Origin of the sequence: Streptomyces sp. (assembly GCF_035645055.1) — a bacterium.
In the GTDB taxonomy this organism is placed as follows: domain Bacteria; phylum Actinomycetota; class Actinomycetes; order Streptomycetales; family Streptomycetaceae; genus Streptomyces.
On the sequence record NZ_DASQNH010000084.1, the window covers coordinates 1 to 25,394 of the forward strand.

The window sequence follows — 25,394 nt, forward strand, 5'->3', positions numbered from 1 at the left end:
GCGGTGGGGTCATCGTCGGCTCCCGGGGGAGTCGGGGGACGTGCCCAGCCACTTGGCGGTGGCTTCGGCGCGGCTGGTGCTGTGGAGCTTGGCGAAGATGCGGTTGATGTGGTTCTTGACCGTCTTCTCGCTGATGAAGCAGGCGGCGGCGATCTGCTGGTTGTTCATGCCGGACGCGATGAGGTCCATGATCTCCGCCTCCCTGGTGCTCAGCATGTACCGCGACTGTGCCACAAGTGGTTGCATTCGCGAAAGCGGTTCGGGCCAAATGGGCGACTGCTCTAATGCAGTTGAGGTAGTTGGAGTGTTTGCATCCGCATCCCGACCAGGGTCTTCCGCCCGTAGTCGCGCCAGCAGCGCCCCCGCCGCCGTCGCCGTGAGGTGAGCCCTGCCCTCCTTGACGTCCCGTACCGCCGTCACCAGCCGGTCCGCCGTGAACTCGCCGTGGACCAGATAGCCGCCCGCGCCGCGGCGCAGTGCCTCCTGGACGATCTCCGACTCGCGGCTGTAGGTGAGCATCAGAACCGGGGCCAGCCGTACGAGGTGAGGCAACGCCGACAGTCCGTCCACGCCGGGCATGCGGACGTCGAGGAGGATGACGTCGGGGCGGCGGGTGCGCGCCGCCTCGTACGCCTCGCGGCCGTCCGCCGCCTCGGCCACCACCGTGATGTCGGGGCGGCCGGAGAGCAGGGCGGTCAGACCGGCCCGGACGACCGGGTTGTCGTCGGCCACGATCACCCGCAGGGGTGCCGGGAGCGGGGGCGGGTCGAAGGGGGACGGCATCTCGTGGCTCCTCATGCTGCGTCGCCAGGGGTCGTCAGGGCCGTCGGCGCCGCCAGGGGGAGGTCCACGCGGACCTCGGTGCCCCGGGGGTGCGGGCCGCGGCCGATGCGGATGCGGGCGCCCACGGACGCGGCGCGCTCGACCATGCCGAGGAGGCCGAAGTGGCCGGCCCCGCGGAGCTGTTCCAGGGTGGTGCCGGGGGGCAGGCCGCGGCCGTCGTCGTACACGCTGATGCGGAGCAGGTCGTCCGCCACGCCCACGCTCACCCGCACGCTCGTGGGGGAGGCGTGGCGGTGGGCGTTCTCCAGGGCTTCCGCGGTGATGGTGAGCAGTTGGCGGGCCACCGTGGGCGGGACGGGGGGCAGGGGGTGCTCGCCTGTGGGGTGGCAGGTCGCCGGGATGGCCGTGCGCGTGGTGAAGTCCGCGGTGCGCGCCGCGAGCTGGGCGAGGAGGTCCGTGGGCTCCGGGGGGTTCGGGGCGTGGCGCAGGTCGGTGAGGAGTTGCCGGGATTCGGTGGCGGCTCTGCGGGCCGAGCGGGCGACGAGGTCCGCCTGCCGGCGCAGCACCGCCGCGTCCGGCGTCGGCGCGTTCGCCGAGGCGGCCAGGCCCTCCGCGGCCAGTGCCACACCGTGCAGGGTCTTGGCCACCGAGTCGTGCAGTTCGCGGGCGAGGCGGGCGCGTTCCTCGGCGACCGCTTCCGTGGCCGCGAGCCGGGCCTGGACGGCCGTCAGTGCCTGGGTGGCCTCGCCGAAGCGGAGCATGAGGTTGCGCAGGGCCGAGCCGGCCGCCCCGGCGATGACGCAGAGGCCGGGCAGGAGCAGGGCCTCGGCGGCGGTGCGGTGCTCCGACCGGGCCAGGGTGGCCTCGACCAGGAGGAGGATCAGTGACTGGAGGGAGGCGAAGCAGGCGGCGCCGCGCCAGCTGTAGGCGAGGCCGGCGAGCAGGGGCGTGCAGACACTGACGTAGGCGAGGGTGGTGTCGGGGCCCGCGGAGACGAGGAGGAGCGAGCCGGAGAGGGTGTCGGCGGCCAGCAGGGTGGGGTGGCGCAGGAGGAGGGGGCCGAAGCGTTCCCAGTCGCGGAACAGGGCGTACGACGCCATGAAGGTGACGACGACCGCCGCGCCGACCAGGTTCGCTCCCAGGCCGGGGGCGGCGTTGAGGAGTGCGGCGGGGGCGGCCAGGGCGATCATGGCCAGCCGGAAGCCGAACACCTGGCGGCACAGCGCCTGGAGCGCGTTGACCTGGAGGGAGAGGGCCGGGGCCGCCGGGTTCTGCGCGGCGGCGGCAGGCGGCGGGGCCGTGGCCGGCCCGGACCCCGCCGGCTTCCAGGAGCCCCGGCGCAGCCGCAGCCCCGTCTCCCGCAGCCCCGCGGCCCACAACCCCGCCGCCCGCAACCCCGTCACCCGTCGGCCCGTGGGCGTCGACATCGTCGCCATCCGTCACTCACCCGTGATGGTGCCGAAGTCCGTCCCGGAGCCCAGGAGGAGGCCGGCGCCCAGCAGCAGCATCGTCGCCGGGACCATGAACGTGGTGATCATCATGGTGGCCTTGGGTACGGCGCGGGCCGCCTTGCGGCGGGCGTTCTGCGCGTCGGTGCGCCGCATGTCCTTGGCGAGGGCGACGAGGGTGTCCACGATCGGGGCGCCCAGCTCCTCCCCCTGCTGCAACGCGGTCACGAACATGGCGACCTGCTCGGAGTCGTTGCGGCGGCGCAGTTCGGCGAAGGCCTGGCGGCGGCTCATGCCGAGGTCCATCTGGCGGAGCGTGATGCGGAGTTCGTCCGCCCAGGGGCCCTCGTAGCGCGACGCCACGCGGTCGAGTGCCTGGCGGAAGCCGAGTCCCGCGCTGACCACGACGGCGAGGACGTCCAGGAAGTCCGGCAGGGTGCGTTCGATGACGTCCTTGCGGACCCGGATCGCCGACCAGATGCCGACCTCCGTCCAGAACGCCCCGAAGGCGAACAGGAGGAGGGCCATGAGGAGGTTGCCCTGGAGGAGGAAGACGAGGCCGCCCACGCCGCCCAGTGCCCCGTACACCGCCCGCCGCGCCGCGTAGCGGTCGATGGTCAGGCCGCCGGGGTTGCCCGCCAGGTCGATCTTGCGGCGGTACTTGGCGACCTGCCTGGGGCCCATCAGGCGCAGTACGGCGGGCGCGTACCGCATGCCGAGGCGGTCGACGAGCGAGTCGACCGCGCCCGTGCGGGTGGCGCCCACCTCCAGGGCGAGCGCCAGGTCGGTGGGCAGTTTGGCGTCCGCCCGGTACATGCGGATCCCGGCGAAGACGCCCCAGACCCCGATGCCCATCAGCAGGGCCAGCAGCAGTGCCATGTCCCAGGTCCCCTTTCTCGGATCCTCGGAGCCTCAGACGTCGATCCGGGACATGCGGCGGATCAGCACGAATCCGACCGCGTACAGCGCGAACGCGATGATCACGCAGGCCTGGCCGACCGGGGAGCCGGTCATGCGCTCCAGGGCACCGTCCTTCACCCCGTTCATCAGGAAGAGGGAGCCGACGCCCATGACCGGGACCGCGTACGAGGTCATGTTCACCTGGGAGAGCTGGGTGCGGATCTCCCGCCGGGTCTCCTTGCGTTCCTCCAGCGTCTCCGTCAGGTTGCGCAGCGCGCCGACCAGCTGGCCGCCCGCGCGATTGGCCAGCACCAGGGTGGTGACCAGGACCACCAGTTCCCGGGACGGGAGGCGTTCCGCCAGTTCCCCGAGCGCGTCGTCCATCGACGCGCCGACGGCGAGCTGGTTCGCCACCTTGGCCAGTTCCTCGCCCGCGGGTGCCTCCAGTTCCTCCGCCGCCATGCCGATGGCCGTGCGCAGGGCGAGCCCGGCGTGGGTGGCGTTGGCCAGGATGCGGGCCAGTTCGGGGAGCTGGCTGATGAACCGCTCGATGCGTTTCTGGCGCTGCCAGTTGAGGAACTGCAGCGCCGCCCACACGCCGAGCAGGCCCGCGATCGGGCCGAAGAAGGGTGCGAGGGCCGCCTGTCCGACCAGCCAGAGGCCGGCGACCGCGGCGAGCATCGCGGCGAGGAACTCGCCGGGGGTGACGTCCAGTCCGGTCGCGGCCAGCCGCAGCTCCAGGCGCCGGCCGAGTCGGGTACGGCGCAGCCGGCGGTCGAGGGTGCGGAAGCGGTGCCGGCGGCCGGTGAGCGGGACCTGCCCGGTGGCGGTGAGGCGGTCGACCAGGGCCTGGCGCTGGGCCCTTCCCGTGGCGTAGGCGTGCCCGCCGACCACGGCGAGGACGCAGGTCAGCAGGGTGATCCCGGTCGTCAGGGAGACGAGGGTGGTCAGTTCCATGGCGTCCTGCCCGGCTCCACTGGCTTCACTGGCTCCATGTCGTTCTACCTGGCCTCTCGGGTCGCGAGCTGGTCCGCGCTGTGGGCGACGCCGTGGGCCTGCGGGACGGGCTGGCCGGCCAGGTAGAGGCGCTCGGCGGTGCGGCGGGGCAGCGGGAAGTGCCGGAAGGCGCCGTGGACGCGGCCGTCGGGGGTCATCGGCTGCGCGTCGAAGCGGGCCACGGTGGCCAGCCGGTACGGCTCTCCGCCGTGGCTGTCGAGGAGGGCGATCTCGGTGACGCGGCGGGCGCCGTCGGCGAACCGGGTGAGCTGGACGATGACGTCGACGGCGCTGTTGATCTGGTCGTGCAGCGCGACGAAGGGCACCTCGACGTCCGACATGGACGCCAGGGTCTGGAGCCGCATCAGCGCGTCCTCGGCGCTGTTGGCGTGGACGGTGGCCAGGGAGCCGTCGTGGCCGGTGGACATGGCCTGGAGCATGTCCAGGGACTCGCCGCCGCGGACCTCGCCGACCACGATCCGGTCGGGGCGCATGCGCAGCGAGTTGCGGACCAGGTCGCGGATGGTGATCTGGCCCTTGCCCTCGACGTTGGGCGGGCGGGACTCCAGGCGGATGACGTGCTGCTGCTGGAGCTGGAGTTCGGCGGAGTCCTCGATGGTGATGATCCGCTCGGTCTCCGGGATGAGGCCGGAGAGGGCGTTGAGCAGGGTGGTCTTCCCGGTGCCGGTGGCGCCGGAGACGATGACGTTGAACCGGGCCTGCACCAGGCCGGCGAGCAGGTAGAGCATGGGCTCGTCGAGGGAGCCGAAGCCGATCAGCTCGTGGAGGGTGAAGGAGCGCGGGAAGCGGCGGATGGTGAGGGTGGGGCCGGTGAGGGAGAGCGGCGGGATGATGACGTTGACGCGCTCGCCGGACGGGAGCCGGGCGTCGACCATCGGGTTGGACTCGTCGACCCGCCGGTTGACGGTGGACACGATCCGCTCGATGGTCTGCATCAGCTGGTCGTTGGAGGCGAAGCGCAGCGGGAGCTGTTCCACCCGGCCGCCGCGTTCCACGAAGATCGCGTCGGGGCCGTTGACCATGATCTCGGTGATGGAGGCGTCCTCCAGGAGCGGTTCCAGGATGCCGAGGCCGAGGGCCTCGTCGACCACCCGGCGGATCAGCTGGGCGCGTTCCACCGTGGACAGGACGGGGCCCTCGCGGCTGATGATGTGCCCGAGGACGCGCTCCAGGCGGGCCCGGCGCTCGGCGGCGGCGAGCGCGCTCATCTCCGCGAGGTCGATCTCCTCCAGGAGTTTGGCGCGGTAGGAGGCGACCAGGTGGCCGTCCTCGCCCCGGGGTCCGTGCTCCTCGGGGGAGTTGATACGTGCCCGCAGGCTCATGGCTCCGTGCTCCTCGGTCCGTGGTCGCGCGGCATGGTGGCGGACTTGCGGGCGTCGCCGAAGTCCCAGCCGGGGACGACGGAGGGGATGTCGACGGTCGCGGTGACCTCCACCTCGTCGCCTCCTCCGCCGCCGGCGCAGGACGTCCCGTCGGCCAGCCACCCGCTCACCGCCGCCTGGCAGTCCGCCGCGTACGGCCCGTCCAGGGAGGCGCTGCGGGCTCCGGCGCGGGCCGCGGTGCCGGCCTGCTGGGCGGCGTAGGCGATCAGCCCGAGCTGGACGGCGGCGAGCGCGACGATGATCAGGACGGGGATGAACCCCAGGTATTCGAGGGCGACCTGGCCGCGGTCCCGCGCTCTCCTGTCGTACGGCATCTCAGTCCGTCTCCTCCTCGACGGCGCCCGCGTGGCCCTCGACCGTGAAGGGGAAGGCGACCGTGCCGGGGAACAGGACGGGCACCTCCAAGGTCACGGTGGCCGTGACGAAGCCCTCGCCGACGCAGCTCACGCTCGCGCCTCCCTCCCAGGCCTCCGGCAGCTTGTCCCGCCCGGCCGCCTCGCAGGCGCCCTGGCGCTCCCCCGGGGCCGCGGCGGTGGCGGCCCGTACCGCCTCGTCGGCAGCGTTACCCGCGAGCACGAAGGTGTATCCCAGGAGCGCGAACTGCCACAGCAGCACCAGCGTGAGCAGGATCAGCGGGGTCATGCCGAGGAACTCGATGGTGACCTGGCCGTCGTCCCGGTGGCGTGGGTTCCGTATCCGCGTGCGCCGCATGGTCATCCCCCCGAGTCCCGGCGCCTGCGAAGGCTCACCGTCCCCCGGTCGCCGCGCAGCCGCCCGCCCGCCCGGCGGTCCCCCGGCGCCGTCTTGACCAGCCCGAGTTCGCCCGCGAGGGCCCACAGGGCCTGTTTGACGGTGCTGCGGTTGTCCAGTTCGTGCAGACGGCCCGCGTCCACGACGGACTGGAGTTCCTTGAAGTGGGCGGGGACGGTGGCGGCGGCCACCGTCGTGCCGGTGATCTTGCCGACCAGCGCGGGCTGGATCTCCGTGGCGCGCGTGTGCCGGTTGACGACGATCGTGGTCTCCTCGGCCTTGCGGATCTGGAGCCGGTCCCACAGGCGCACCATGCGCTTGGCACCGCGTACGGCGATCACGTCCGGGGTGGTGACCAGCAGGGCGGTGTCGGCCATCTCGACGGCCGCCGCGCCGGCCCCGGTCAGCTGGGCGCCGCAGTCGATGACGACCGTCTCGTAGCGGGAGCGCAGGGCGCTGACGATCTGCCGGGCGGCGCGGTCGGTGACCTCCTCGCCGCGTTCGCCCTCGCCGGGGGCGAGCAGCAGGGCGAGGCCGCTGTCGTGGCGGAAGACGGCGTCGGCGAGGACGCGCGGCGAGATGTCGGTGATGGCGGCGAGGTCCACGACCGAGCGGCGGAACTGGACGTCGAGGTAGGAGGCGACGTCCCCGGCCTGGAGGTCCATGTCGAGGAGGGCGGTGGCGCGGCCGGAGGCCTGGGCGGCGAGCGCCAGCTGGACGGCCGTGACGGTGGTTCCGACGCCGCCCTTGGCCCCGCTGACGGTGACGACCGTGCCGCCGGCGCCGGTGAACACGTCACCGCCGTGGCCCAGGTGACGGCGTACGCCGGTCGACCACTGGGAGACCGCCTGGACGCGGCTGGCCAGTTCCTCGTAGCCGAGCGGGAGGGTGACCAGGCCGCGGGCGCCGGCGTCCATGGCCGCCTGGAAGAGGCCGGGGCTCGCGTCGGAGGTGACGAGGATGACGCCGACCGCGGGGAACCGGAGAGCGACCTCACGGATCAGCTCCAGGGCGGGCACGGGGCCGATCCGCTCGTGCACGACCACGACTTCGGGGAGTTCGTCGACGGACTCGGCGGCGAGCCGGGCGAGGGTGTCGACGAGCTGGGTGGAGTCCACCACCGGGGCCACCGGCTCGGCGTCCGGGAGCTGGCTGAGCAGGGTCGTGACGGAGCGGGCCGCGTCCGCGTCGCCGACCGCCGGCAGGATCCTCGTGGGCATGCGGGCCTCTCACTTGTCCTTCGCGAGTTCGTACGTCCGGTCCGCGTCGGGGACCGTGGAGTCGCCGCCGGGCGCGACCAGGGCGAGCCGGACACGCTCGGCGAAGGACTCGGCGTAGGTGATGCGCTGGGCGTCGAGGGCGGAGAGGGCGAAGGTGATCGGAACGGCGTCGGTGGGTTCCCGGCCGCGGTCGTTCTCGTCGGGCTTCAGCGCGGTCAGCTCGCCGACGTCGAGGACCCTGGCGTTGGTGACGATGATCTTGGACTGGTCGGGGGCACCCTCCCGTTCGCCCTCGAAGGTGGCGTAGACGTTCACCCGGGCGCCCGCGGTGATCTTCCCGGCGACGCCGGTCGCCGCGTCGATCAGGATGGCGACCTCCTGCTCGCCCGGCTGGAGGGCGGGCCGCTCCACGATCATGTCGGTCTGCAGCAGGGAACCCTGCCGGAGGGCGGTGACGGCGATCTTGCCCCGGATCTCCGCCAGGTCGCGGACCGCGTTGGGCGACAGCCACCGCTCCGGCATCGAGATCTTCTCGAACTGGGCGGCGCTGAGCGGGGTGTAGGGCTCCACCTGGGTCTTCAGGCGGTACGCCGTCACCTCGGGGCCGACCTTGGACTTCACGTCGTTGACGACGGAGAGGACGCCCGCGAAGGCGCCGAGGGCGCACAGGACGGACAGGAGGAGCAGTATCACGCCGCGGCGCTGACGGGAGTTCATGACGCGGGGAACCTCATCGGGGGGTGGCGGTCGGGGTTTCTCGGGTGCTCACCCGGCGGCGAGCTGGTGGTGCCGGTCGGGCGGTGGCGCGGTCGCGGAGCAGAACACACAGCGGTCGCCGATGACGTCGATGCCGCACCAGTGGCAGACGCCCTGCCGGACCGAGCCGACCAGCTGGTAGAGGACGGACAGGTCGGGCAGGTAGGAGCAGAACTCGATCAGCCTGCCGGTCCCCCACCAGGTGGCGGACTCGGCGGGCAGCGCCGTCTCGCGCAGGCCCTGGACCCTCCAGGACGGGCCGAGCGTGCCGGTGACCCAGTCGGACTGGAGCTGGCCCTTGGCGGTGAGCATCCAGGTGGCGAACTCGGGTCCGGTGAGGGAGGCGCCGGGGGCGAGGCGGACGAGCTGCGGCTGCGGATGCGCCACGACGGCGAACTGGCTGCCGGGCAGCCACGACTTGGCGTGCGCCTTGAGGCCGACGGGGATCCGGTCGAGGCGGGCGACCGAGCCGAGCAGGGCTCCGGCGTGGATGTAGTGGGTGAGCAGCCGGCCCGCGGAGGCGAGAACGCCGGGGCCGAGGTCGCAGGAGGCGAGCTGGCGCAGCTGGCGGGCGAGGACGGCGACGCCGAGCGGCGGCAGTCCGGGCCTGAAGAGGGCGATCCGGTCGGTCTCCAGCAGGGAGCGGACGATGCGCAGCCGGCGTTCGACTGCGGCGGGGGCGGCCGTGGAGTGGACGACGACGAGGTGGCCGTGGGCCTCCAGGACGGCCGTCACCTCGGCGAGGACCTGCTCCAGGGGGCGCCGGTCGAGGTCCTCCAGGACGACGGCGGGCAGCGTTCGCTCGTCCTGCGGTGGCAGCGCCAGGTCGGCGCTGGTCACGGCAATGGCAGTTGGCACGCGCAGCTCCCCGTCTCACGCCGGTCGGCCCGCCGGGGTTACTCCGGCGCACCGAGGTGACTTCATTGCGTGACTACCTCAGCACTGTATCCACGGCCATGTGACCGGAGAACAGCGTTTGTGTAGCTCGCGGGCAACTGCCTTCGCACAAGTCACGGCAAAACGGGGCAGGTTGTGCACACCGCGGTGTGAAGCGACACCCTTCGGGTGAACCGGGGCCAGAAGCTCCGATCGTCTCGCGCCCGCTCGGCGTCCCGCTCGGACCTCTCGTCCCGGACCCTTGACAACTCAATTGGTCTGGACCAACTTTGAGGCCAGCGGTGGCCACCGTCGTCCCGAACGACCCCCACTCCCCACCGGAGGCCCCAGTGGACCCCGTACGCAGACGCAGCAGGCGCATCCGCCTCTGGTCGGGCGCCGCCACCGCCGCCCTCGCCCTCTCCCTCACCACCGCCACCCAGGCTTCCGCCGCCGACGTCAACAACGTGAGGAACGCCGGCTTCGAAGCGGGCCTGGCCGACTGGACCTGCTCGGCGGGCAGCGGTACGGCCGTCTCCTCCCCCGTGCACGGCGGCACGGCCGCGCTGAAGGCCACACCCGCCGGCCAGGACAACGCCCGCTGCGCCCAGACGGTCGCCGTCAAGCCCGACTCGACGTACACGCTGAGCGCCTGGGTGCGGGGCGGTTACGCCTACCTCGGCGCGACCGGCACGGGCACGACGGACGTCTCGACGTGGACCCCGGACACCACCACCTGGAAGCAGCTGACGACCACCTTCACCACCGGCGCTTCCACCACCTCGGTGACGGTCCACACCCACGGCTGGTACGGCCAGGCGGCCTACCACGTCGACGACGTGTCCGTCTTCGGCCCCGACGGCGGCGGAGGCGGCAACCCGGCCCCGACGATCCCCGGCGCCCCCAGCGGCTTGTCCGTCGCGGGCACGACCTCCTCCTCCGTCTCCCTCGGCTGGAACACGGTCTCGGGCGCGACCGGCTACACCGTGTACCGCAACGGCGCCAGGGCCACGGCGGTCACCGGCACCTCGGCGACCGTGACCGGCCTCGCGGCCGCCACGTCGTACTCCTTCCAGGTCACCGCGACCAACGCGGCGGGCGAGTCACCGAAGTCGGCGGCCGTCACCGCGACGACCGCGCCGGCCGGCGGGGGCGGCGGAGGCTCCGTGCCCAAGCACGCGGTGACCGGCTACTGGCAGAACTTCGACAACGGGGCGGCCGTCCAGCGGCTGTCGGACGTCCAGGCCCAGTACGACATCATCGCCGTGGCCTTCGCCGACGCGACGAGCACACCGGGCGCGGTCACCTTCAACCTGGACTCGGCCGGCCTCGGCGGCTACACCGTCGACCAGTTCAAGGCCGACATCAAGGCCAAGCAGGCGGCCGGCAAGAAGGTCATCATCTCGGTGGGCGGCGAACTCGGGCGGGTCGCGGTGAACGACGCGGCATCGGCCGCGAACTTCGCGAACTCGGTGCACTCCCTGATGCAGACGTACGGCTTCGACGGCGTCGACATCGACCTGGAGAACGGCCTCAACGCGACGTACATGACCCAGGCGCTGCGGTCCCTGTCCGCGAAGGCGGGCCCGTCGCTGATCATCACGATGGCCCCGCAGACCATCGACATGCAGTCGACGTCGAACTCCTACTTCCAGACGGCCCTGAACATCAAGGACATCCTCACCGTCGTCAACATGCAGTACTACAACAGCGGTTCCATGCTCGGCTGCGACGGCAAGGTCTACGGCCAGGGCTCGGTCGACTTCCTCACCGCCCTCGCCTGCATCCAGCTGGAGAACGGCCTGGCCCCGTCCCAGGTGGGCCTCGGCCTCCCGGCCTCCACCCGGGGAGCGGGCAGCGGCTACGTGCCGCCGTCGGTCGTGAACGCCGCGCTGGACTGCCTGACGAAGGGCAGCAACTGCGGCTCCTTCAAGCCCCCGCGGACCTATCCCGGCCTGCGCGGCGCGATGACCTGGTCCACCAACTGGGACGCGACGGCGGGCAACGCGTGGTCGAACGCGGTGGGACCGCACGTGCACGCGCTGCCGTAGTCCGAAAACACACGAGCCGCTTTGCGCTCCGTAACCGGCACGTGTGATCTTTGCGAACATGAGTACGGGGGTGGAGGCCGGCGATCTGGTTGACGTCGTGCGGCGGGCGCGGGAGGGACTGGCCCCGCCGCAGGACGTCTTCGACACGTTCGTCCGGGCGCGGGTGTACTGCGAGCGGCCGGAGAAGCCGGGGTTCCTGACGGTGCCCGCGCCGACGGCCGTGGCCGACGAGAACATCGAGGGGCCACGTTCCAGCCTGCTGGACCTGGTGCGGGGCGGGCCGACGCCGGGAGATGCGGCCCGCCTCGTCCCCGTCTTCTCCTCGCTGGACGAGTTCGCCCTGTTCGCCGGTGAGGGCCCCTGGTTCTCGACCACCGGGGCCGACGTACTCGACCTGCTGCCGCCCGGACTGGACGTCTGGCTGGACCCGGCGTCGGAGCACGCGGTGCGGCTGGCGTCGGCGGCCGTCGGCGACACCCGGCCGGTGCTGCACATCTCGTACCGGAACGGGGGCGGCGCGGCGGATGAGCGGTGAATCCTGGCTGATCCCCAGAGGGGCCGACGGCGGGGAGTTCAAGTACGAGGTGCAGTTCCTCCAGTCGATCGCGCGCCCCCTGGAGGAGTCCACGGAGGCGGCACGCAGACTCGCCGGTGAGAGCGCGGAGCAACGGCTCGAGTTCATGGCGCTGAACACACTCGAGAAGACCGGCGCGAACGACGTGACGGACGCCGTCGACACCTTCCTCGACAAGTGGAGCCACGGCCTCGGCCGTATCGCCGACGACGCGGACGTCATCGTGGCCGCGCTCGCCTCGGCGATCAACACCTTCCTCGTCACCGACACGAAGGTGGGCTACGAGGCGCGGCGGGTCCGGCTGCGGGAGCAGTACGAGGACGACCGCCCGGTGACGACGTGGCTGGAGGGCTACGGCATCGAGGGCAAGGAACAGCACTTCACGGCCCGCACGGACAGCGCCGCGCCGGGCCACGGCGAGGAGCAGGCGCCCCCGCGATGACCGAGACGCACTTCCGCCGCCGGGCATGGATCACCGCGGAGGACACCGTCCAGGACTGGGTCCCGGGCAAGCCCTCCGAACTGGACGCACTGATCAGGAAACTGGCCGGTACCGCGGCGCACTTCGGTGAGGGCGCGGAGCAGCTGCGCAAACTGAACACCGACCCCTGGCAGGGCGAGGCGGCCGAGGTGTTCCGCGACACCGTCAAACGGCTGCCGAAGGAGCTGGACACCGCACTGGACGCGTTCGTCGCGGCCGGCCTGGCGGTGCTGGCCTACCGGAACGTCCTCGACGGCGCGCAGCGCCTCACCCGGCGGATCATCGAGAACGAGGCCCCGGCCGCACGGGAACTGTCGCGTACGTACGACAAGGCGGTGTCGGACCACAACGCGTCGGTGAAGGCGGGCGACACCACGGCCGCCGAGCCGCCGGAGACCGACCCCGGCAAGACCCTGATGGCCGAACTGGTCGGCCTGATCCAGGCCGCCCGCAAGGACGTCGAGGAAGCCGCCGCCACCGCCAAGCGGGAGCTGAACAAGGCAGCGGAGAAGGCCCCGGACCGGCCGAGCGCCTGGTCCCGCTTCGAGGGCGGCGCGAAGGAGGCCGTGAACGACTTCGCCGACCTGGCCATCGCGGTCAACCCGGGCCGCCTCCTGACCGAGCCCGGCGCGTACCTCCACGACGGCGCGATGCTCCTCGACGGCGGCATCGCGGCCGTCCGGGACCCCGTCGCCTTCTCGAAGGACTTCTACCAAGGCGCGACGAACACCTGGGACGCCTTCGAGAAGGACCCGGTGCGGATGCTGGGCTACCTGGCGCCGAGCCTCGGCGGCGGGGCCGTGGTGGGCGGCTCGGCGGGCCTGGCGCGCCGGCTGGACGGAGTCGACGGGGTGGGCCGGGAGACCGGCCTGGGGACCGGCGCGAGTCACCTGGACGGTTCCGGCCCAGGCACCTACAGCGAGTCCGGCCGCCGCTCGGCCAGCAACCCCACCGACCCCGTCGACCTCGCCACCGGCAAGATGTACTTGCCGCAGACGGATCTCACGCTCCCCGGCACCCTCCCCCTGGTCGTCAAACGCCGCGCGGAGTCGGGCTACCGGGCGGGCCGATGGTTCGGCCCCTCCTGGTCGAACACCGTCGACCAGCGCCTGGAGATCGAGGCGGAACGCGTCGTCTTCCTCCACGAGGACGGCCTGATCCTCGCCTATCCCCACCCCGATGCGGACGGCCGGCCGGTCCACCCGGCCGAGGGCCCCCGCTGGCCGCTGCGCCGCGTCCCCGACGGCTACACGATCACCGACCCGGCGACGGGCCGGGTCTGGCACTTCGAGGACCAGACGGCCCACCACGCCCGTCTGGAACAGATCGACGACCGCAACGGCAACTGGATCACCTTCGAGTACGCCCCGGACGGCACCCCGCTCGCCCTGGCCCACAACGGCGGCTACCGCGTCCGCATCACGACCGAGGACCACCGCATCACGGCGCTGCACCTGGCGGGCGCCGCCCCGGACGGCACCGACCTGGAACTGATCCGCTACGGCTACTCGGAGGCGGGCGACCTCACCGAGGTCGTGAACTCGTCAGGGCTGCCCCTCCGCTTCACGTACGACGAAGCGGGCCGGATCACCTCCTGGACCGACACCAACGACCGCGGCTACACGTACGAGTACGACGACCGGGACCGCTGTACCGCGGAGGGCGGCGCCGCGGGCCACATGAGCCTGCGCCTGGAGTACGGCGCACGCGACCCGGAGACGGGCCTGCGCACGACGACGGCGACGACGGGCGCCGGACACGTCCACCGCTACCTGGTCAACGACCTGTCCCAGGTGGTCGCAGAGGTCGACCCGCTCGGCGCGACCACCCGCTTCGAACGGGACCGCTACCACCGCGTGCTGTCCCGCACGGACCCGCTGGGCCACGTCACCTCGTTCCGCTACGACGCGGCGGGGAACGTGACGTCGGTCGTCCGCCCGGACGGCCGGGAGGCGAAGGCCGAATACGACAGACTGGGCCGGCCCGTGCGGGTGGTGAGCACGGACGGCACGGCCGTACTCCAGGAGTACGACGACCGAGGCAACCGTACGGCGGTGACCACCCCGTCCGGTCGGACCACGCACTTCACCTACAGCGACGCCGGCCACCTCACCTCCGTCACCGACCCGCTCGGCCACACGACCACGGTCCGCTGCGACGCGGCGGGACTCCCCGTGGAGATCACGGACCCGCTCGGCGCGACCACCCGTTACGACCGCGACGCGTTCGGCCGCCCGGTCGTGATCACGGACCCCACGGGTGCGGTGACCCGCCTGGAGTGGACGGTGGAAGGCCGGTTGTCCCGCCGTACGACGGCAGACGGAGCGACCGAGACCTGGACGTACGACGGCGAAGGCAACTGCACCAGCCACACCGACCCGCTCGGCGGCGTCTCGCGCTTCGCCTACACGCACTTCGACCTGCTGACGTCCCGGACGGGCCCGGACGGAGTGCGCTACGACTTCGACCACGACCTGGAACTGCGACTGACGAAGGTCACCAATCCGCAGGGCCTGACCTGGTCGTACGAGTACGACGCGGCCGGACACCTGATCGCGGAGACGGACTTCGACGGCCGACGGCTGGCGTACGCGTACGACGCGGCGGGCCGCCTGACCTCCCGGGCGAACGCACTCGGCGAGGCCGTGTCCTTCGAGCGCAACCCGCTGGGCCAGGTGATCCGCAAGGACGCGGCGGGCCGGGTCACGACGTTCACGTACGACACGACGGACCAGCTGGCCCGGGCGACGGGCCCGGACGGCACGACCCTGACCCTGTCCCGCGACGAGTACGGCCGGCTGCTGGCCGAAACGGTCGACGGCCGAACCCTGACATACACCTACGACGCCCTGGGCCGCCGAACAGGCCGCACGACCCCGACCGGTGCGACGACGACCTGGTCCTACGACGCGGCCGGCCGCCGCACAGGCATGGTGGCCTCCGGCCGCGCCATCGACTTCACGTACGACGAAGCAGGCCGCGAACTGACCCGCCGGATCGGCGAGACGGTCACCCTGGAGCACGTCTTCGACGACCTCGGCCGCCTGACGGCGCAGTCGGTGACCGGAGCGGCCGGAGCACGGCTCCAGCACCGCACATACACCTACCGCGCCGACGGCAACCTGACCGGCATCGACGACCAGCTCTCCGGCTCCCGCCGCTTCGACCTGGACCCGGTGGGCCGCGTGACGGCCGTCCACGCGGCGAACTGGTCGGAGATGTACGCCTACGACGCGGCGGGCAACCAGACCTCGGCATCCTGGCCGGCCACCCACCCGGGTGCGGAGGCGGTGGGCGACCGCGAGTACACCGGCACCCGCATCACCCGGGCCGGCCGAGTCCGCTACGAACACGACGGCCTCGGCCGCGTAGTCCTACGCCAGAAGACCCGCCTTTCCCGCAAGCCGGACACGTGGCGCTACGAGTGGGACGCGGAAGACCGCCTCACATCGGTGACCACCCCGGACGGCACCCGCTGGCGCTACACGTACGACCCACTCGGCCGCCGTACCGCGAAACTCCGCCTGGCGCAGGACGGTGAAACGGTGGCCGAACAGGTGCTGTTCACCTGGGACGGCACAACCCTGTGCGAGCAGACGACCACATCCCCGGCTCTCCCGAACCCGGTCACCCTCACCTGGGACCACCAGGGCCTGCGCCCCCTGGCCCAGACCGAACGCCTCCTCGCCGCCGCCGAAGCCCCGCAGGAGGAGATCGACTCCCGCTTCTTCGCCATCATCACCGACCTCGTCGGAACCCCGAGCGAACTCGTCGACGAGCAGGGCGAGATCGCCTGGCGCACCCGGAGCACTCTGTGGGGCACGACAGCCTGGGCGACGGACAGCACGACATACACCCCGCTGCGCTTCCCGGGCCAGTACTACGACCCTGAGACGGGTCTGCACTACAACTACTTCCGGCACTACGACCCGGAAACCGCGCGGTACCTCACCAGCGATCCCCTTGGGCTCGCACCATCGCCCAACCCGGCCTCCTACGTGGTCAATCCGCACGTCTGGGCCGACCCATTGGGATTGGCGCCGACCGGATGTCCCGAAGAAGAGCATCTCTTCCGTGGAACCTCGACAGGCTTCAATGCAAGCGATAACACTCAAGCTTCGGGGTTCACCCCTACATCAACGGATCCCGGCGTGGCGACCGCATTCGCCAGGCACTCGGAACAGTTCGGCGAATCCGTAGTCCAGCTCATTCCGCGAAGTGCAATCGATGGGATTGACACCATGCCGGGATACATTCGCGCCGAGGCGGAAGTAGGAGTCAACCTCCCCGCGTCCGAACTTGCTCGAAGAGCTGCAGTTCAGCTTCCTTCCAGCGCCGCTCACGCGATTCTAGCCGACATGGGCATCCATGTGCCGAGATTGAAGTCCTACGCGGATATCACGGATGCCCTAGAATGGGACATACCCAAGCTATCGTCAGAACAGATAAGGCAATTCGTGGCGGAGGCCTACAGACATGGATGACAGCGCTGTCGGGAAGCTGCAGATCTACTCCGTGGAAAAAAGAGAAACGGCAGCGGCTACATGCATCATTCGTTGCGTAGGCGGCGCACCCCGAACCGGACAACAGTTCGTCGTCGAGTCGGAGTCGGATTCAGCCGGCGCCGCATCATCTTTCACTCTTGACTGGATCAATCGCTATGAGCGGATGATGGACTTCATTGATCCGCCCCATACTGCCAGAGTCCACCTGTCCGGTGAGGCAGTTGCAGTTCTGGAGCGAGGAGTCATCCTCACGTCCGTCGCGGGTTGATGAGCAGTAGAAGAAAGGGGACGTGTTGTTCGGTCCGTCACCATCTTCCTGAGTTCCGCCGACGGATATCGAGCAGATTTTGTTGCATCCCCTTCCGGTAAGTCGGCCGCGCGCCGCCCCGCCGCCTTCGAGGATGAACCGTCAGCCCATCGGCCGGTAAAACCCCAGCACCGCCTGCAGCTGGGCGAACCACTCCCCCAGTTTCGTGCGGGGCTTCGCCTCCACGACGCACTCGTAGAAGCGGCCGTCCAGGTGGATGACGCCCATCATGAGGTGTTTGCCCGACGGGCTCGCCTTGTAGTGGACGCTGCGGACCTCCGGCCACGGGAACTCGGCGGTCACGTCGTTGATCTCGAAGGACACGCCCTCCGCGTCGACGACGATCGAGCTGTGGCGGTCGACCGCCATGAATTCCGGGCCGGCGGGGAGCGGTTGGGGTGCGTACTGGGGAGGGGGCGGGCCGAAGCCCGGTGGGGGCGGTGGCTGGTGGCCGTGGGGCGGTGGTGGTGTGGTCATCGTCGTTGGGCCCCCCGGGAACGTGTGGAGGGCCACGAGGATAGTCGGCCGGCCTAGCCGGGTGGTCGCCCCCTCCCGTGTTCAGAGCAGCGTGAGCCACTGCTCGCTGAGGGCGATCTCGCGGAGTTGCCCGATCGTCAGGGCGGGGGTCTCGCGGGTCGCGGGGGTGTGCTGGGCGCCGGAGTTGAAGGCGCTGATCACGACGCGGTGGCCGTCGGGGCGCAGGGTGTCGACGGTCCACATGACGACCCCCTCGCCGCCCTTCTCCCCCGGGCCCTGCCGGACCATGACCTGCGTGCCGTCGGGCAGGGTCTCCGCTTCGGGTCCGAAGAGCTGGTCGGCTACGTCCGACATGCCGGGCTGGACGTTGATCTGGACGAGGGTGGCGCCCTTGCCGTCGTCGACGACGGCGTATCCGTACTCGGTCTCCTGGCCGCCCTCGGAGACCACCTTCAGCCCCTTCGGCATCAGCTCCGTGAGGGTCTTCACGATGGAGTCGCCGTCGGCGCCGGGGGGCCGTTCGGTGGCCGAGGGGGTCTTGCCCTTCGGGTTCCCGGGGATGGCGTCGACCGCGCCGCGCCATGCGGGGGCCGTGGCGATCTTTTCCAGTTCCTCCGGGGTCAGCGGCGGTTCGGGGCGGGTGATCGGGGCGTCCTTCTCGGCCGCCGCGTTCCATTCGCTGACGCTGATGTGCTGTCCCTCGGCGGTGACCAGTTCCGCCAGCCAGCGCTTGGTGTCCACCCGCCGGTCCGGATACTCGTACCCCTGGAAGATCATGAGGAACGAGCCGTCCGGCAGTCGCGTGGTGCGGCAGGCGTCGTGCGGGACCATCGCCGCGTCCGGGCAGGTGGTCGTCTCGCGGGCCGTCTGGCTGTCCGGCTCGACCCGGCCCAGGCTGACGGCGACGGCGCCGGCCCCCTGGCCGTCGTCGTAGACCAGGCTCGCGTACGGCGTCCCGGTGCTCGTGCCCTGTGCGGTCGCCCCGGTCACCTTGCCGTCCGGGAGGAGCGACGTGAGCACGGCGATCATCTCCTCGTCGGTGAGGGGGGTGGACGCGGCGGCGGTGGCGCTCGCGGCGGCGGCCGTGCCCGTCCGCCCGACGGACTGGGTGTGCTTCTTGTCCGCGCCCTGCCCGTTCCCGGGGAGGATCAGCGTGGCGCCCACGCCCACCATGGCGAGGCTCGCCGCGCCGCCGAACACCGCGGCCCGGCGCCGCATGCGCATACGGCGGCCGCGTGTCCGACCCGCGGCGACCAGGGCGGGGCGGTCGGTGTCGAAGGTGTCCCCGGTCCGGCGCAGGGCGGCGCCGAGCCGGTCCTCGAAGGGGTCCCGTGTGGGTTCCATGGGCATGCCGAACCACCGTTTCGTGTGTGGTGAGGTGAGAGGAAAGGGTGCGCGCCGGAGGGGGCTTCTCAGGCCGCCGCGTACTCGGCCAGGTCTTCGCCCAGCAGTTCCCGCAGCCGGGCGAGGGCGCGTACGCAGCGGGTGCGTACGGCGGCGGAGCTGACGTGCAGGGCGTCGGCCGTCTCCTGGATGCTGCGGTCCTCCCAGTAGCGCAGGACGACGACCGCCCGGTCCTTGGCGGGCAGCCGGGCCAGCGCCTCCAGCAGGGTCAGGCGCAGCGAGGTGTCACCGCCGGCGGTGTCCGCCCGCTCGGGGAGGACGTCGGTCGTCCGCTCGGTGCTGCTGCGCCGCCGCTTGTGGGCGAGGAAGGTACGGGTGAGCACGGTCTGGGCGTAGGCGGCGGGGTTCCCGGCGCGGCTGACGCGGTGCCAGCTGACGTACAGCCGGCCCAGCGTCTCCTGGACCAGGTCCTCGGCGTGGTGGGTGTCACCCGCGGTGAGCAGACACGCGGACCGGTACAGGTGCGCGGCGCGCGCCGCCGCGAACTCCGCGTACTCGTCCGCCCGGCCTCGTCTCATCCACGCCCCCGCCCTCACGCACCAACGCTGTCACCTCATTGATGCGGTGGGGGCCGGGAAATGTTTCATGCCGCGTGGACGGCTTTCCCGCCGCGCCGGGGAGGCTAGAAGAACTCCGACCACGGCTGGTCCCAGATCTGCTTGACGCACAGGATGAGGAACAGCAGGCCCGCCAGGGCCAGCATGCCGTTGCTCAGCCAGCCGTTGCGCCATTCACGCGGGGTGCGGGCGGAGTTGAGGAGCCAGAGGAGGGTGCCGGCGAGGAAGGGGAGGAAGGCCGCGCCGAGGACGCCGTAGAGGATGATCAGGCGGAAGGGCTGGCCCTGGAAGAGCAGGATGATCGGGGGGAAGGTCAGCCAGAGGAGGTACGCGCGGAAGGGCCAGGAGCGCTCGCGGGTGCCGGCGGCGATCTCCGCGCCCTTCGCCTCGTCGCCGCGGCGGTAGCGGGCCACGAAGTCGGCGAACATCAGGCTCACTCCGTGCCAGACGCCGATCAGCGAGGTGAAGGAGGTGGCGAAGAAGCCGATGAGGAAGAACTTGGCCGTGGCCGTGCCGTATTCGGCCTCCAGGATGCCGGTGAGCTGGATGAGGCCCTTGTCACCGCTGGCGATCGCCACGTTCGCGGAGTGCAGGAGTTCCGCGCCGACGAAGAGCATGGCCACGACGAAGATGCCGGTCGTGGCGTAGGCGACCCGGTTGTCCAGGCGCATGACCTTCATCCAGCCGGTGTCCGTCCAGCCCTTGGCGTTCACCCAGTAGCCGTAGGCCGCGAGCGTGATCGTGCCGCCGACGCCGCCGATCAGGCCCAGGGTGTTGAGGATGGAGTCCTTGTCGTCGGGGAGCACCGGGAGCAGGCCCGCGAAGGCCTCGCCGAGGTTCGGGGTGACCCGGATCGCCAGGTACACCGTCATCACGAACATGACGCCCACCAGGACCGTCATGACCTTCTCGAACACCGCGTACTTGTTGAACCAGACGAAGACCAGGCCCACCAGACCGCAGGCCACACCCCACCACTTCAGGTCCATGACGTCCGGGAACAGCGCCTGGAGCGGCAGCGCGCTCGACGACATCGCCGCCGCGCCGTAGACGAAGCCCCAGACGACCAGGTAGACGGCGAAGAAGGACGTCGTCCAGCGGCCGAGGCTCGCCCAGCCGTCGAAGAGGGTGCGGCCGGTGGACAGGTGCCAGCGGCCCGCCGCCTCAGCCAGCGAGATCTTCACCAGGCAGCCGACGACGGCGGCCCACAGGAGGGTGTAGCCGAAGCTGCTGCCCGCGATGAGGGTGGCCACCAGGTCACCGGCGCCGACCCCGGTGGCGGCGACGACGATTCCGGGACCGATGTACTTCCAACTGGACTTGCGGGGCGTGGGCTCCGGCCCGCCGGTCTGTGCTGTCGCTGTGTTTCCCGTCGTGTCCGCCATGAACGTCAAGAAAGCCGATGGTCAGCCTCGCGGCAAGGGGGCGTGCGGGATCTCCACCGTTTGCGCCCAGGTGATCGAACGCGTACGAACGGGCCCCGGCGGCCGGGTGCGCCGCCGGGGCCCGGGCCGCTGCCGCGCTACGGCTGTCGCCGACCGCAGCCGTCGCACGCGCACGTGCCGAGCTCGAACCACACGGTCTTGCCCGGTCCGTCCTGGTGGCAGCCCCAGCGCCGGGCGAGCGCGTCGACCAGGTACATCCCGCGGCCGCTCTCCGAGGTGCCCGCCTGGAGCACCTGCGGCACCCGGCGGCCGGCGTCCGTGACCTCGCAGCGCAGCACGCCGTGGGCGGCGGACAGGGTGAGCCGGAAGCGGCTCGCGGAGTGCACCAGGGCGTTGGTGGCCAGTTCGCTGACGAGGAGTTCGGCGGTGGCCACCAGGTCCTCCAGGTCGTCGCGCTCCGTCAGCCCCCACCCCTCCAGCTGCCTGCGGACCTCCGCGCGGGCCTCGCCGACCGCGGAGGGGCGGGGGTCGTACTCGGTGCTCGCGTGCCCCGCGCCCAGCGGGGGCTGGGGGTACGCGCCGTACTCGGGGTGGGGGTCCGGGAGGAGGCCACCGGAAAGTCTCGGCATGGCTTCAGCCTGTCCCGGGGGCGGGTGCGGCACACGGGGAGGACTACCCGTTTCCATACCTGCGTGGCCGCACGGGCCGGGTGCGGTCCGTCATGCGTACTGGAGGCGGACGAAGGTTCCCATGACGTCGTCGCGGACGTCGACGTACGCGCACACCTGGCGCGCGAACCACAGGCCCTGACCGGGTGCGGGTTCCGCGGCGGGCGGCGGGACGAAGCCGGCGAGCGGGTCGGCGACGCGCCGGGCGGTGCGCAGTTCGCAGACGCAGGAGGGCGCCTCGCCCCACAGCAGGACGTCGGTGACCGGGTCCGCGGCGGCCTCCGCCACCGCCGTGGCGAACAGGTCCGCCTCCGCGGCGGCCAGCCCCCGGGCGAGCGCCCAGCCGCGGATCGCGCCGGGTTCGGGCGCGGGCAGCCGGTGCGCGTCACGCGGCGGCGGGGGAAGCGGTACGGCGTCCAGTTCGGCGGCTACCAGCAGCGGGTCGGCGTACACCTCGGTGTCGGGGTGGGCGCGGCGGGCGGCGGCGATCACGGCGGGGCCCGCGGTGCGGGTGTCGTAGACGCACAGGGCGGTGGTGGCGTACGGGGCGAACAGGAGGTTGGCCAGGGCCTCGTAGCGGATCCACTCGGCGGACTCGCGGGCGGAGCGGCCGGCCCGGCCGCCCCAGTCGGGTTCCATGAGGAGGTGGATCCGGCCGCCGGGGCCGGCGTGCGTGGCGAGGTACCCGGCGGCCCGGGCGATGGCGTTGGCGGCGGAGCCGGTGTACCAGTCGGTGTGCGGGATCATGACGACGCGCGGCCCGGCGTCAGCGGCGAGGGTGTCGCGCAGCAGGTCGAGCTTGGGGGGCGCGGCGATGGCCACGGGCGGGGGCCCGTCGGGGGCGTTGAGCCCTTCGGCGAGGAAGGACAGCGCCGTGCCGAGGAACTCCTCGTCGGAGCTGTGAACGGCCATGCGGTGGTCGAAGGGACTGGGCGGGGTGGGCGGGGTGGCCGGTCGTGGGGTGGTCATGGGTCTCCTGTCGAGGGTGAGGGGCGGTCGGCGCCGTGCCGTGGGGGCGAGCGGCACCAGGTGGCGGCACCAGGTGGCGGCACCAGGACCGGGCCGCGTCCGGCAGACGCCGACCCCGGCTCCGGCCCGCGCCCAGCAGGCCTCAGCCCGGAAACCGGTCGCGTCCGGCGAGCCTCCGCCCAGGGACCGGCACGCGTCCGGCGAGCCTTCGCCCCGGGACCGGCACGCGCCGGTGGGCGTCAGCGTTGGGCCGTCACCCAGGCGGCGATCTGGCTGCGGTTGCTGAAGCCGAGTTTGCTGAGGATGCGTTCGACATGGCCTTCGGCGGTGCGGCGGGCGATCACCAGGCGGTCGGCGATCTGCTGGTTGGCGAGTCCTTCGGCGACGAGTTCGGCGACCTGGGTCTCGCGCCGGGTGAGGGGGGCGCCCTGCGGGGGGCGTTCCGGTTCGGGTGGCCGGTGTTCCTCCAGGGCGTAGCCGATCAGGTCGGACAGGGTGAGGGCGGCGCCGTGGGCGTAGGCGCGTTCGTAGTCCTGGGCGCCGACGGCCTCGCGGGCCCGGGTCTCGGTGCCGTCGCGGGCGGCGCCGAGGGCGGCGGAGCCCCAGCGGTCGCGGTCGACGTCGGCCCAGACGCGGTCGGCGCCGCCGAGGAGTACGGCCGCCCGTTCGGGGGCGCCGTGGTGGCCGGCGATCTGGGCGAGGAGGTCGAGGGTGAGGCCGATGCCGACGATGTCGTGGACGGCGTGTTTGCGGCGCAGCGCCTCGCGGGCGTGGCGTTCGGCGCGCGGCCAGTCCCGTTTCACGGTGTGGGCGAGGGCCAGCATGCGCAGCACGTACGACAGCACCCATTCCTCGCCGTGCGCCTCGCACAGCCGCCGGGTCTCCTCGCAGACGGCGATGGCCTGGTCGGCCTGGCCGAGGAAGGAGAGGGCGCAGGCGAGTTCGACCCGGTCCAGGCCGACGAGGCTGAGGTGCTGGCCGGGGACACGGCCGCGGGCGACGCTGGCCCGGAAGTGGTCGAGGGCGGCGCCCAGGTCGTCGCTGAACAGGCGGATGACGCCGATGACGTACGCGGCGTGCGCGGCCTCGGCCTCGTCGCCGAGCCGCCGGGCGAGGGCGGCGGCCTCCTCGGCTCGTCGGCTGCCGCGGGTGAGGTCTTCGGGGCAGCCGGCGAGGAGGCCGGAGATCCACAGGGCGCGGGCGCGTTCGGGGGTGGGTTCGGGGTGGGCGTCGAGGGCACGGTCGAGCCAGTGGCGGCCTTCGCGGGGGGCGCCGCAGGCGTGCCAGTAGAACCAGAGGGTGCCGGCCAGGCGGAGGCCGGCGAGGGCTTCGCCGGGGGCGGTGAGGCTGTAGTCGAGGGCGGCGCGCAGATTGTCCTGGTCGGCGCGGAGCCGGGCGACGGTCTCCCGCTGGCCGGGGCCGAACCAGGCGCGTTCGCAGGCGGCGGCCCGTTCCTGCATCCAGTCGCGCTGGCGGCGCCGGGCGGCGGGCTCCTCACCGGGGGCCCCGGGGGAGCCGGGGAGTTCGCGGAGTTTTTCCAGGCCGTAGTGGCGCAGGGTGTCGAGGAGGCGGTAACGGACGCCGTCGGGGCCGGCTTCGCGGCAGAGCACGGATTTGTCGACGAGGCCGGCGACGGCTTCGAGGACGTCGTAGGCCCGCACCCGCTGGCCGTCGGCGCACACGGCCTCGGCGGTCTCCAGGTCGAAGCTGCCGGCGAGGACGGAGGCGCGGGCCCACACGAGTTGTTCGTGCGGTGTGCAGAGGTCGTGGCTCCAGTCGACGGCGGCGCGCAGGGTCTGGTGGCGGGGCAGGACGGCGGGGCTGCCGGCGGAGAGCAGGCGGTAGCGGTCGTCGAGGCGCGCCAGGAGCTGTTCGACGCCGAGGACGCGCATGCGGACGGCGGCGAGTTCGATGGCGAGGGGCAGCCCGTCGAGACGCCGGCAGAGGCGGGCGACGGCGGCCCGGTTGGCGGCGGTGAGGCGGAAGCCGGGGTCGACGGCGGCGGCGCGGTCGGCGAAGAGGGTGAGCGCGGGGCCGGCGTCGGCGGTGGCGAGGTCGCCGTCGGGGTCGGGGACGGGCAGCGGCCGTACGTCCATGAGGTGTTCCTCGGTGAGGCCGAGGCGGTGCCGGCTGGTGGCGAGGACGCGTACGCCGGTGGTGCCGCGCAGCAGGGCGGCGGCGAGGCCGGCGCAGACGGACAGCAGGTGTTCGCAGTTGTCGACGACGAGCAGCAGCCGCCGGTCGCGTACCTGTTCGACGAGGGCGTCGAGCGGGGGCTGGGCGGAGTGGTCGTGCAGGCCGAGGACGTCGGCGGCGGCGAGCGGGACGAGGGCGGGGTCGTGCAGTCCGGAGAGGGGGAGGAAGCGCACGCCGTCGGGGAAGGCGCGGGCGACACGGGCCGCGATCCGCGCGGCGAGGCGGGTCTTGCCGACGCCGCCGGGTCCGGTCAGGGTCACCAGCCGGGCACGCGCCAGGAGTTCGCGGCCTTCGGCCTGTTCGTCCCGCCGGTCGACGAAGCTGGTCGTCTCGACCGGCAGGTGACAGTCCGGTCGTGGCGCTGATCCGCCCATGATCAGCCTGTTCTCTGGAGTGTGAGCGGGGAGTCGGCGGTCCCGTGGCTCCCGGTGAAGCGGACCTTCACTCTCCCCTGCCTGCCACATATACGCACCCGCCGCTCACACCCGCGGGTGCACTTTGCCGGGGTGGGCTCGGGCGGCGGTCGCCGCGCGTACACTGCGCGGCCGTTTTCCGCCTGGTTCAGGCCATCCGGCCCGGACTCGCTATTGACCTGCTCATGCCACCAGCCCACCATGAGCGCCACACCCGCACCAGTACGTCCGGTGCACCCAGTACGCCGTACGTCGCACGGAAGAACCACCCCCAC

Annotated in this window: 21 protein-coding genes; 4 read left to right on the top strand and 17 right to left on the bottom strand. The window is 72.1% G+C overall.

The features are described from left to right. Positions 1–9: 9 nt before the first annotated feature. Genes VE614_RS27050 through VE614_RS27095 form a run of 10 tightly spaced genes read right to left on the bottom strand, consistent with a single transcriptional unit; the run spans position 10 to position 9,114 of the window. A complete protein-coding gene (locus VE614_RS27050; protein WP_324942548.1) occupies positions 10–798 on the bottom strand; it encodes a response regulator transcription factor in 789 nt (262 codons plus the stop codon). Further along, a complete protein-coding gene (locus tag VE614_RS27055; RefSeq protein WP_324942551.1) occupies positions 795–2,210 on the bottom strand; it encodes a sensor histidine kinase in 1,416 nt (471 codons plus the stop codon). Before VE614_RS27055 ends, VE614_RS27050 begins: the two co-directional genes overlap by 4 nt. A 12-nt stretch (positions 2,211–2,222) precedes the next feature. After that, positions 2,223–3,110 (bottom strand): DUF5936 domain-containing protein, encoded by an 888-nt coding sequence (locus tag VE614_RS27060; RefSeq protein ID WP_324942554.1) that lies wholly within the window; start codon positions 3,108–3,110, stop codon positions 2,223–2,225. A gap of 33 nt (positions 3,111–3,143) precedes the next feature. After that, positions 3,144–4,088, bottom strand: a complete 945-nt coding sequence (locus tag VE614_RS27065; RefSeq protein ID WP_324942559.1) for a type II secretion system F family protein — start codon at positions 4,086–4,088, stop codon at positions 3,144–3,146. 44 nt (positions 4,089–4,132) lie between these two features. Further along, positions 4,133–5,470 carry a CpaF family protein gene (locus VE614_RS27070; RefSeq protein ID WP_324942562.1) on the bottom strand — a complete coding sequence of 446 codons (1,338 nt, stop codon included), beginning with the start codon at positions 5,468–5,470 and terminating at the stop codon, positions 4,133–4,135. Continuing rightward, positions 5,467–5,844 carry a TadE/TadG family type IV pilus assembly protein gene (locus tag VE614_RS27075; protein ID WP_324942565.1) on the bottom strand — a complete coding sequence of 126 codons (378 nt, stop codon included), beginning with the start codon at positions 5,842–5,844 and terminating at the stop codon, positions 5,467–5,469. Before VE614_RS27075 ends, VE614_RS27070 begins: the two co-directional genes overlap by 4 nt. 1 nt (position 5,845) lies before the next feature. Beyond that, the gene (locus VE614_RS27080) at positions 5,846–6,241 is read right to left on the bottom strand and encodes a TadE/TadG family type IV pilus assembly protein (RefSeq protein ID WP_324942568.1); all 396 of its coding nucleotides are present in this window, start codon (positions 6,239–6,241) and stop codon (positions 5,846–5,848) included. Between the two features lie 2 nt (positions 6,242–6,243). Beyond that, entirely contained in the window at positions 6,244–7,500 is a 1,257-nt protein-coding gene (locus VE614_RS27085) for an AAA family ATPase (protein WP_324942571.1), read from the bottom strand. Between the two features lie 9 nt (positions 7,501–7,509). Continuing rightward, the gene (gene cpaB, locus VE614_RS27090; protein WP_324942574.1) at positions 7,510–8,217 is read right to left on the bottom strand and encodes a Flp pilus assembly protein CpaB; all 708 of its coding nucleotides are present in this window, start codon (positions 8,215–8,217) and stop codon (positions 7,510–7,512) included. Positions 8,218–8,265: 48 nt separating this feature from the next. Beyond that, positions 8,266–9,114 carry a hypothetical protein gene (locus tag VE614_RS27095; RefSeq protein ID WP_324942577.1) on the bottom strand — a complete coding sequence of 283 codons (849 nt, stop codon included), beginning with the start codon at positions 9,112–9,114 and terminating at the stop codon, positions 8,266–8,268. A 368-nt stretch (positions 9,115–9,482) separates the two neighbouring features. Between VE614_RS27095 and VE614_RS27100 the strand changes: the two genes are divergently transcribed. Genes VE614_RS27100 through VE614_RS27115 form a run of 4 tightly spaced genes read left to right on the top strand, consistent with a single transcriptional unit; the run spans position 9,483 to position 16,722 of the window. Then, the gene (locus tag VE614_RS27100) at positions 9,483–11,183 is read left to right on the top strand and encodes a chitinase (RefSeq protein ID WP_324942580.1); all 1,701 of its coding nucleotides are present in this window, start codon (positions 9,483–9,485) and stop codon (positions 11,181–11,183) included. 58 nt (positions 11,184–11,241) lie between these two features. After that, the gene (locus VE614_RS27105) at positions 11,242–11,718 is read left to right on the top strand and encodes an SseB family protein (protein WP_324942583.1); all 477 of its coding nucleotides are present in this window, start codon (positions 11,242–11,244) and stop codon (positions 11,716–11,718) included. After that, positions 11,708–12,199: a hypothetical protein gene (locus VE614_RS27110; protein ID WP_324942586.1), complete on the top strand. Its 492-nt coding sequence runs from the start codon at positions 11,708–11,710 to the stop codon at positions 12,197–12,199. Before VE614_RS27105 ends, VE614_RS27110 begins: the two co-directional genes overlap by 11 nt. Continuing rightward, positions 12,196–16,722, top strand: a complete 4,527-nt coding sequence (locus VE614_RS27115; protein ID WP_324942590.1) for a putative T7SS-secreted protein — start codon at positions 12,196–12,198, stop codon at positions 16,720–16,722. The genes VE614_RS27110 and VE614_RS27115 overlap by 4 nt, the downstream gene beginning before the upstream one ends. Positions 16,723–17,152: 430 nt before the next feature. Here the strand turns inward: VE614_RS27115 and VE614_RS27120 are convergent, their stop codons facing one another. The 7 genes from VE614_RS27120 to VE614_RS27150 all read right to left on the bottom strand — a co-directional run bounded on the left by VE614_RS27120 (position 17,153) and on the right by VE614_RS27150 (position 25,080). Next, positions 17,153–17,419 (bottom strand): hypothetical protein, encoded by a 267-nt coding sequence (locus VE614_RS27120; protein ID WP_324942593.1) that lies wholly within the window; start codon positions 17,417–17,419, stop codon positions 17,153–17,155. A 189-nt stretch (positions 17,420–17,608) separates the two neighbouring features. Beyond that, entirely contained in the window at positions 17,609–18,877 is a 1,269-nt protein-coding gene (locus VE614_RS27125) for a hypothetical protein (RefSeq protein ID WP_324942596.1), read from the bottom strand. Positions 18,878–18,939: 62 nt separating this feature from the next. Continuing rightward, complete coding sequence (locus tag VE614_RS27130) at positions 18,940–19,449, bottom strand: SigE family RNA polymerase sigma factor (RefSeq protein WP_324942599.1); 510 nt, start codon at positions 19,447–19,449, stop codon at positions 18,940–18,942. Positions 19,450–19,553: 104 nt separating this feature from the next. Next, on the bottom strand, positions 19,554–20,873 hold the full coding sequence (locus tag VE614_RS27135) for an Nramp family divalent metal transporter (RefSeq protein ID WP_324942602.1): 1,320 nt from the start codon (positions 20,871–20,873) through the stop codon (positions 19,554–19,556). Between the two features lie 137 nt (positions 20,874–21,010). Then, entirely contained in the window at positions 21,011–21,502 is a 492-nt protein-coding gene (locus VE614_RS27140) for an ATP-binding protein (protein ID WP_324942605.1), read from the bottom strand. Between the two features lie 90 nt (positions 21,503–21,592). Next, entirely contained in the window at positions 21,593–22,510 is a 918-nt protein-coding gene (locus VE614_RS27145; protein WP_324942608.1) for an MEDS domain-containing protein, read from the bottom strand. Positions 22,511–22,749: 239 nt separating this feature from the next. Further along, positions 22,750–25,080 carry an ATP-binding protein gene (locus VE614_RS27150; protein ID WP_324942610.1) on the bottom strand — a complete coding sequence of 777 codons (2,331 nt, stop codon included), beginning with the start codon at positions 25,078–25,080 and terminating at the stop codon, positions 22,750–22,752. Positions 25,081–25,394: the final 314 nt, after the last annotated feature.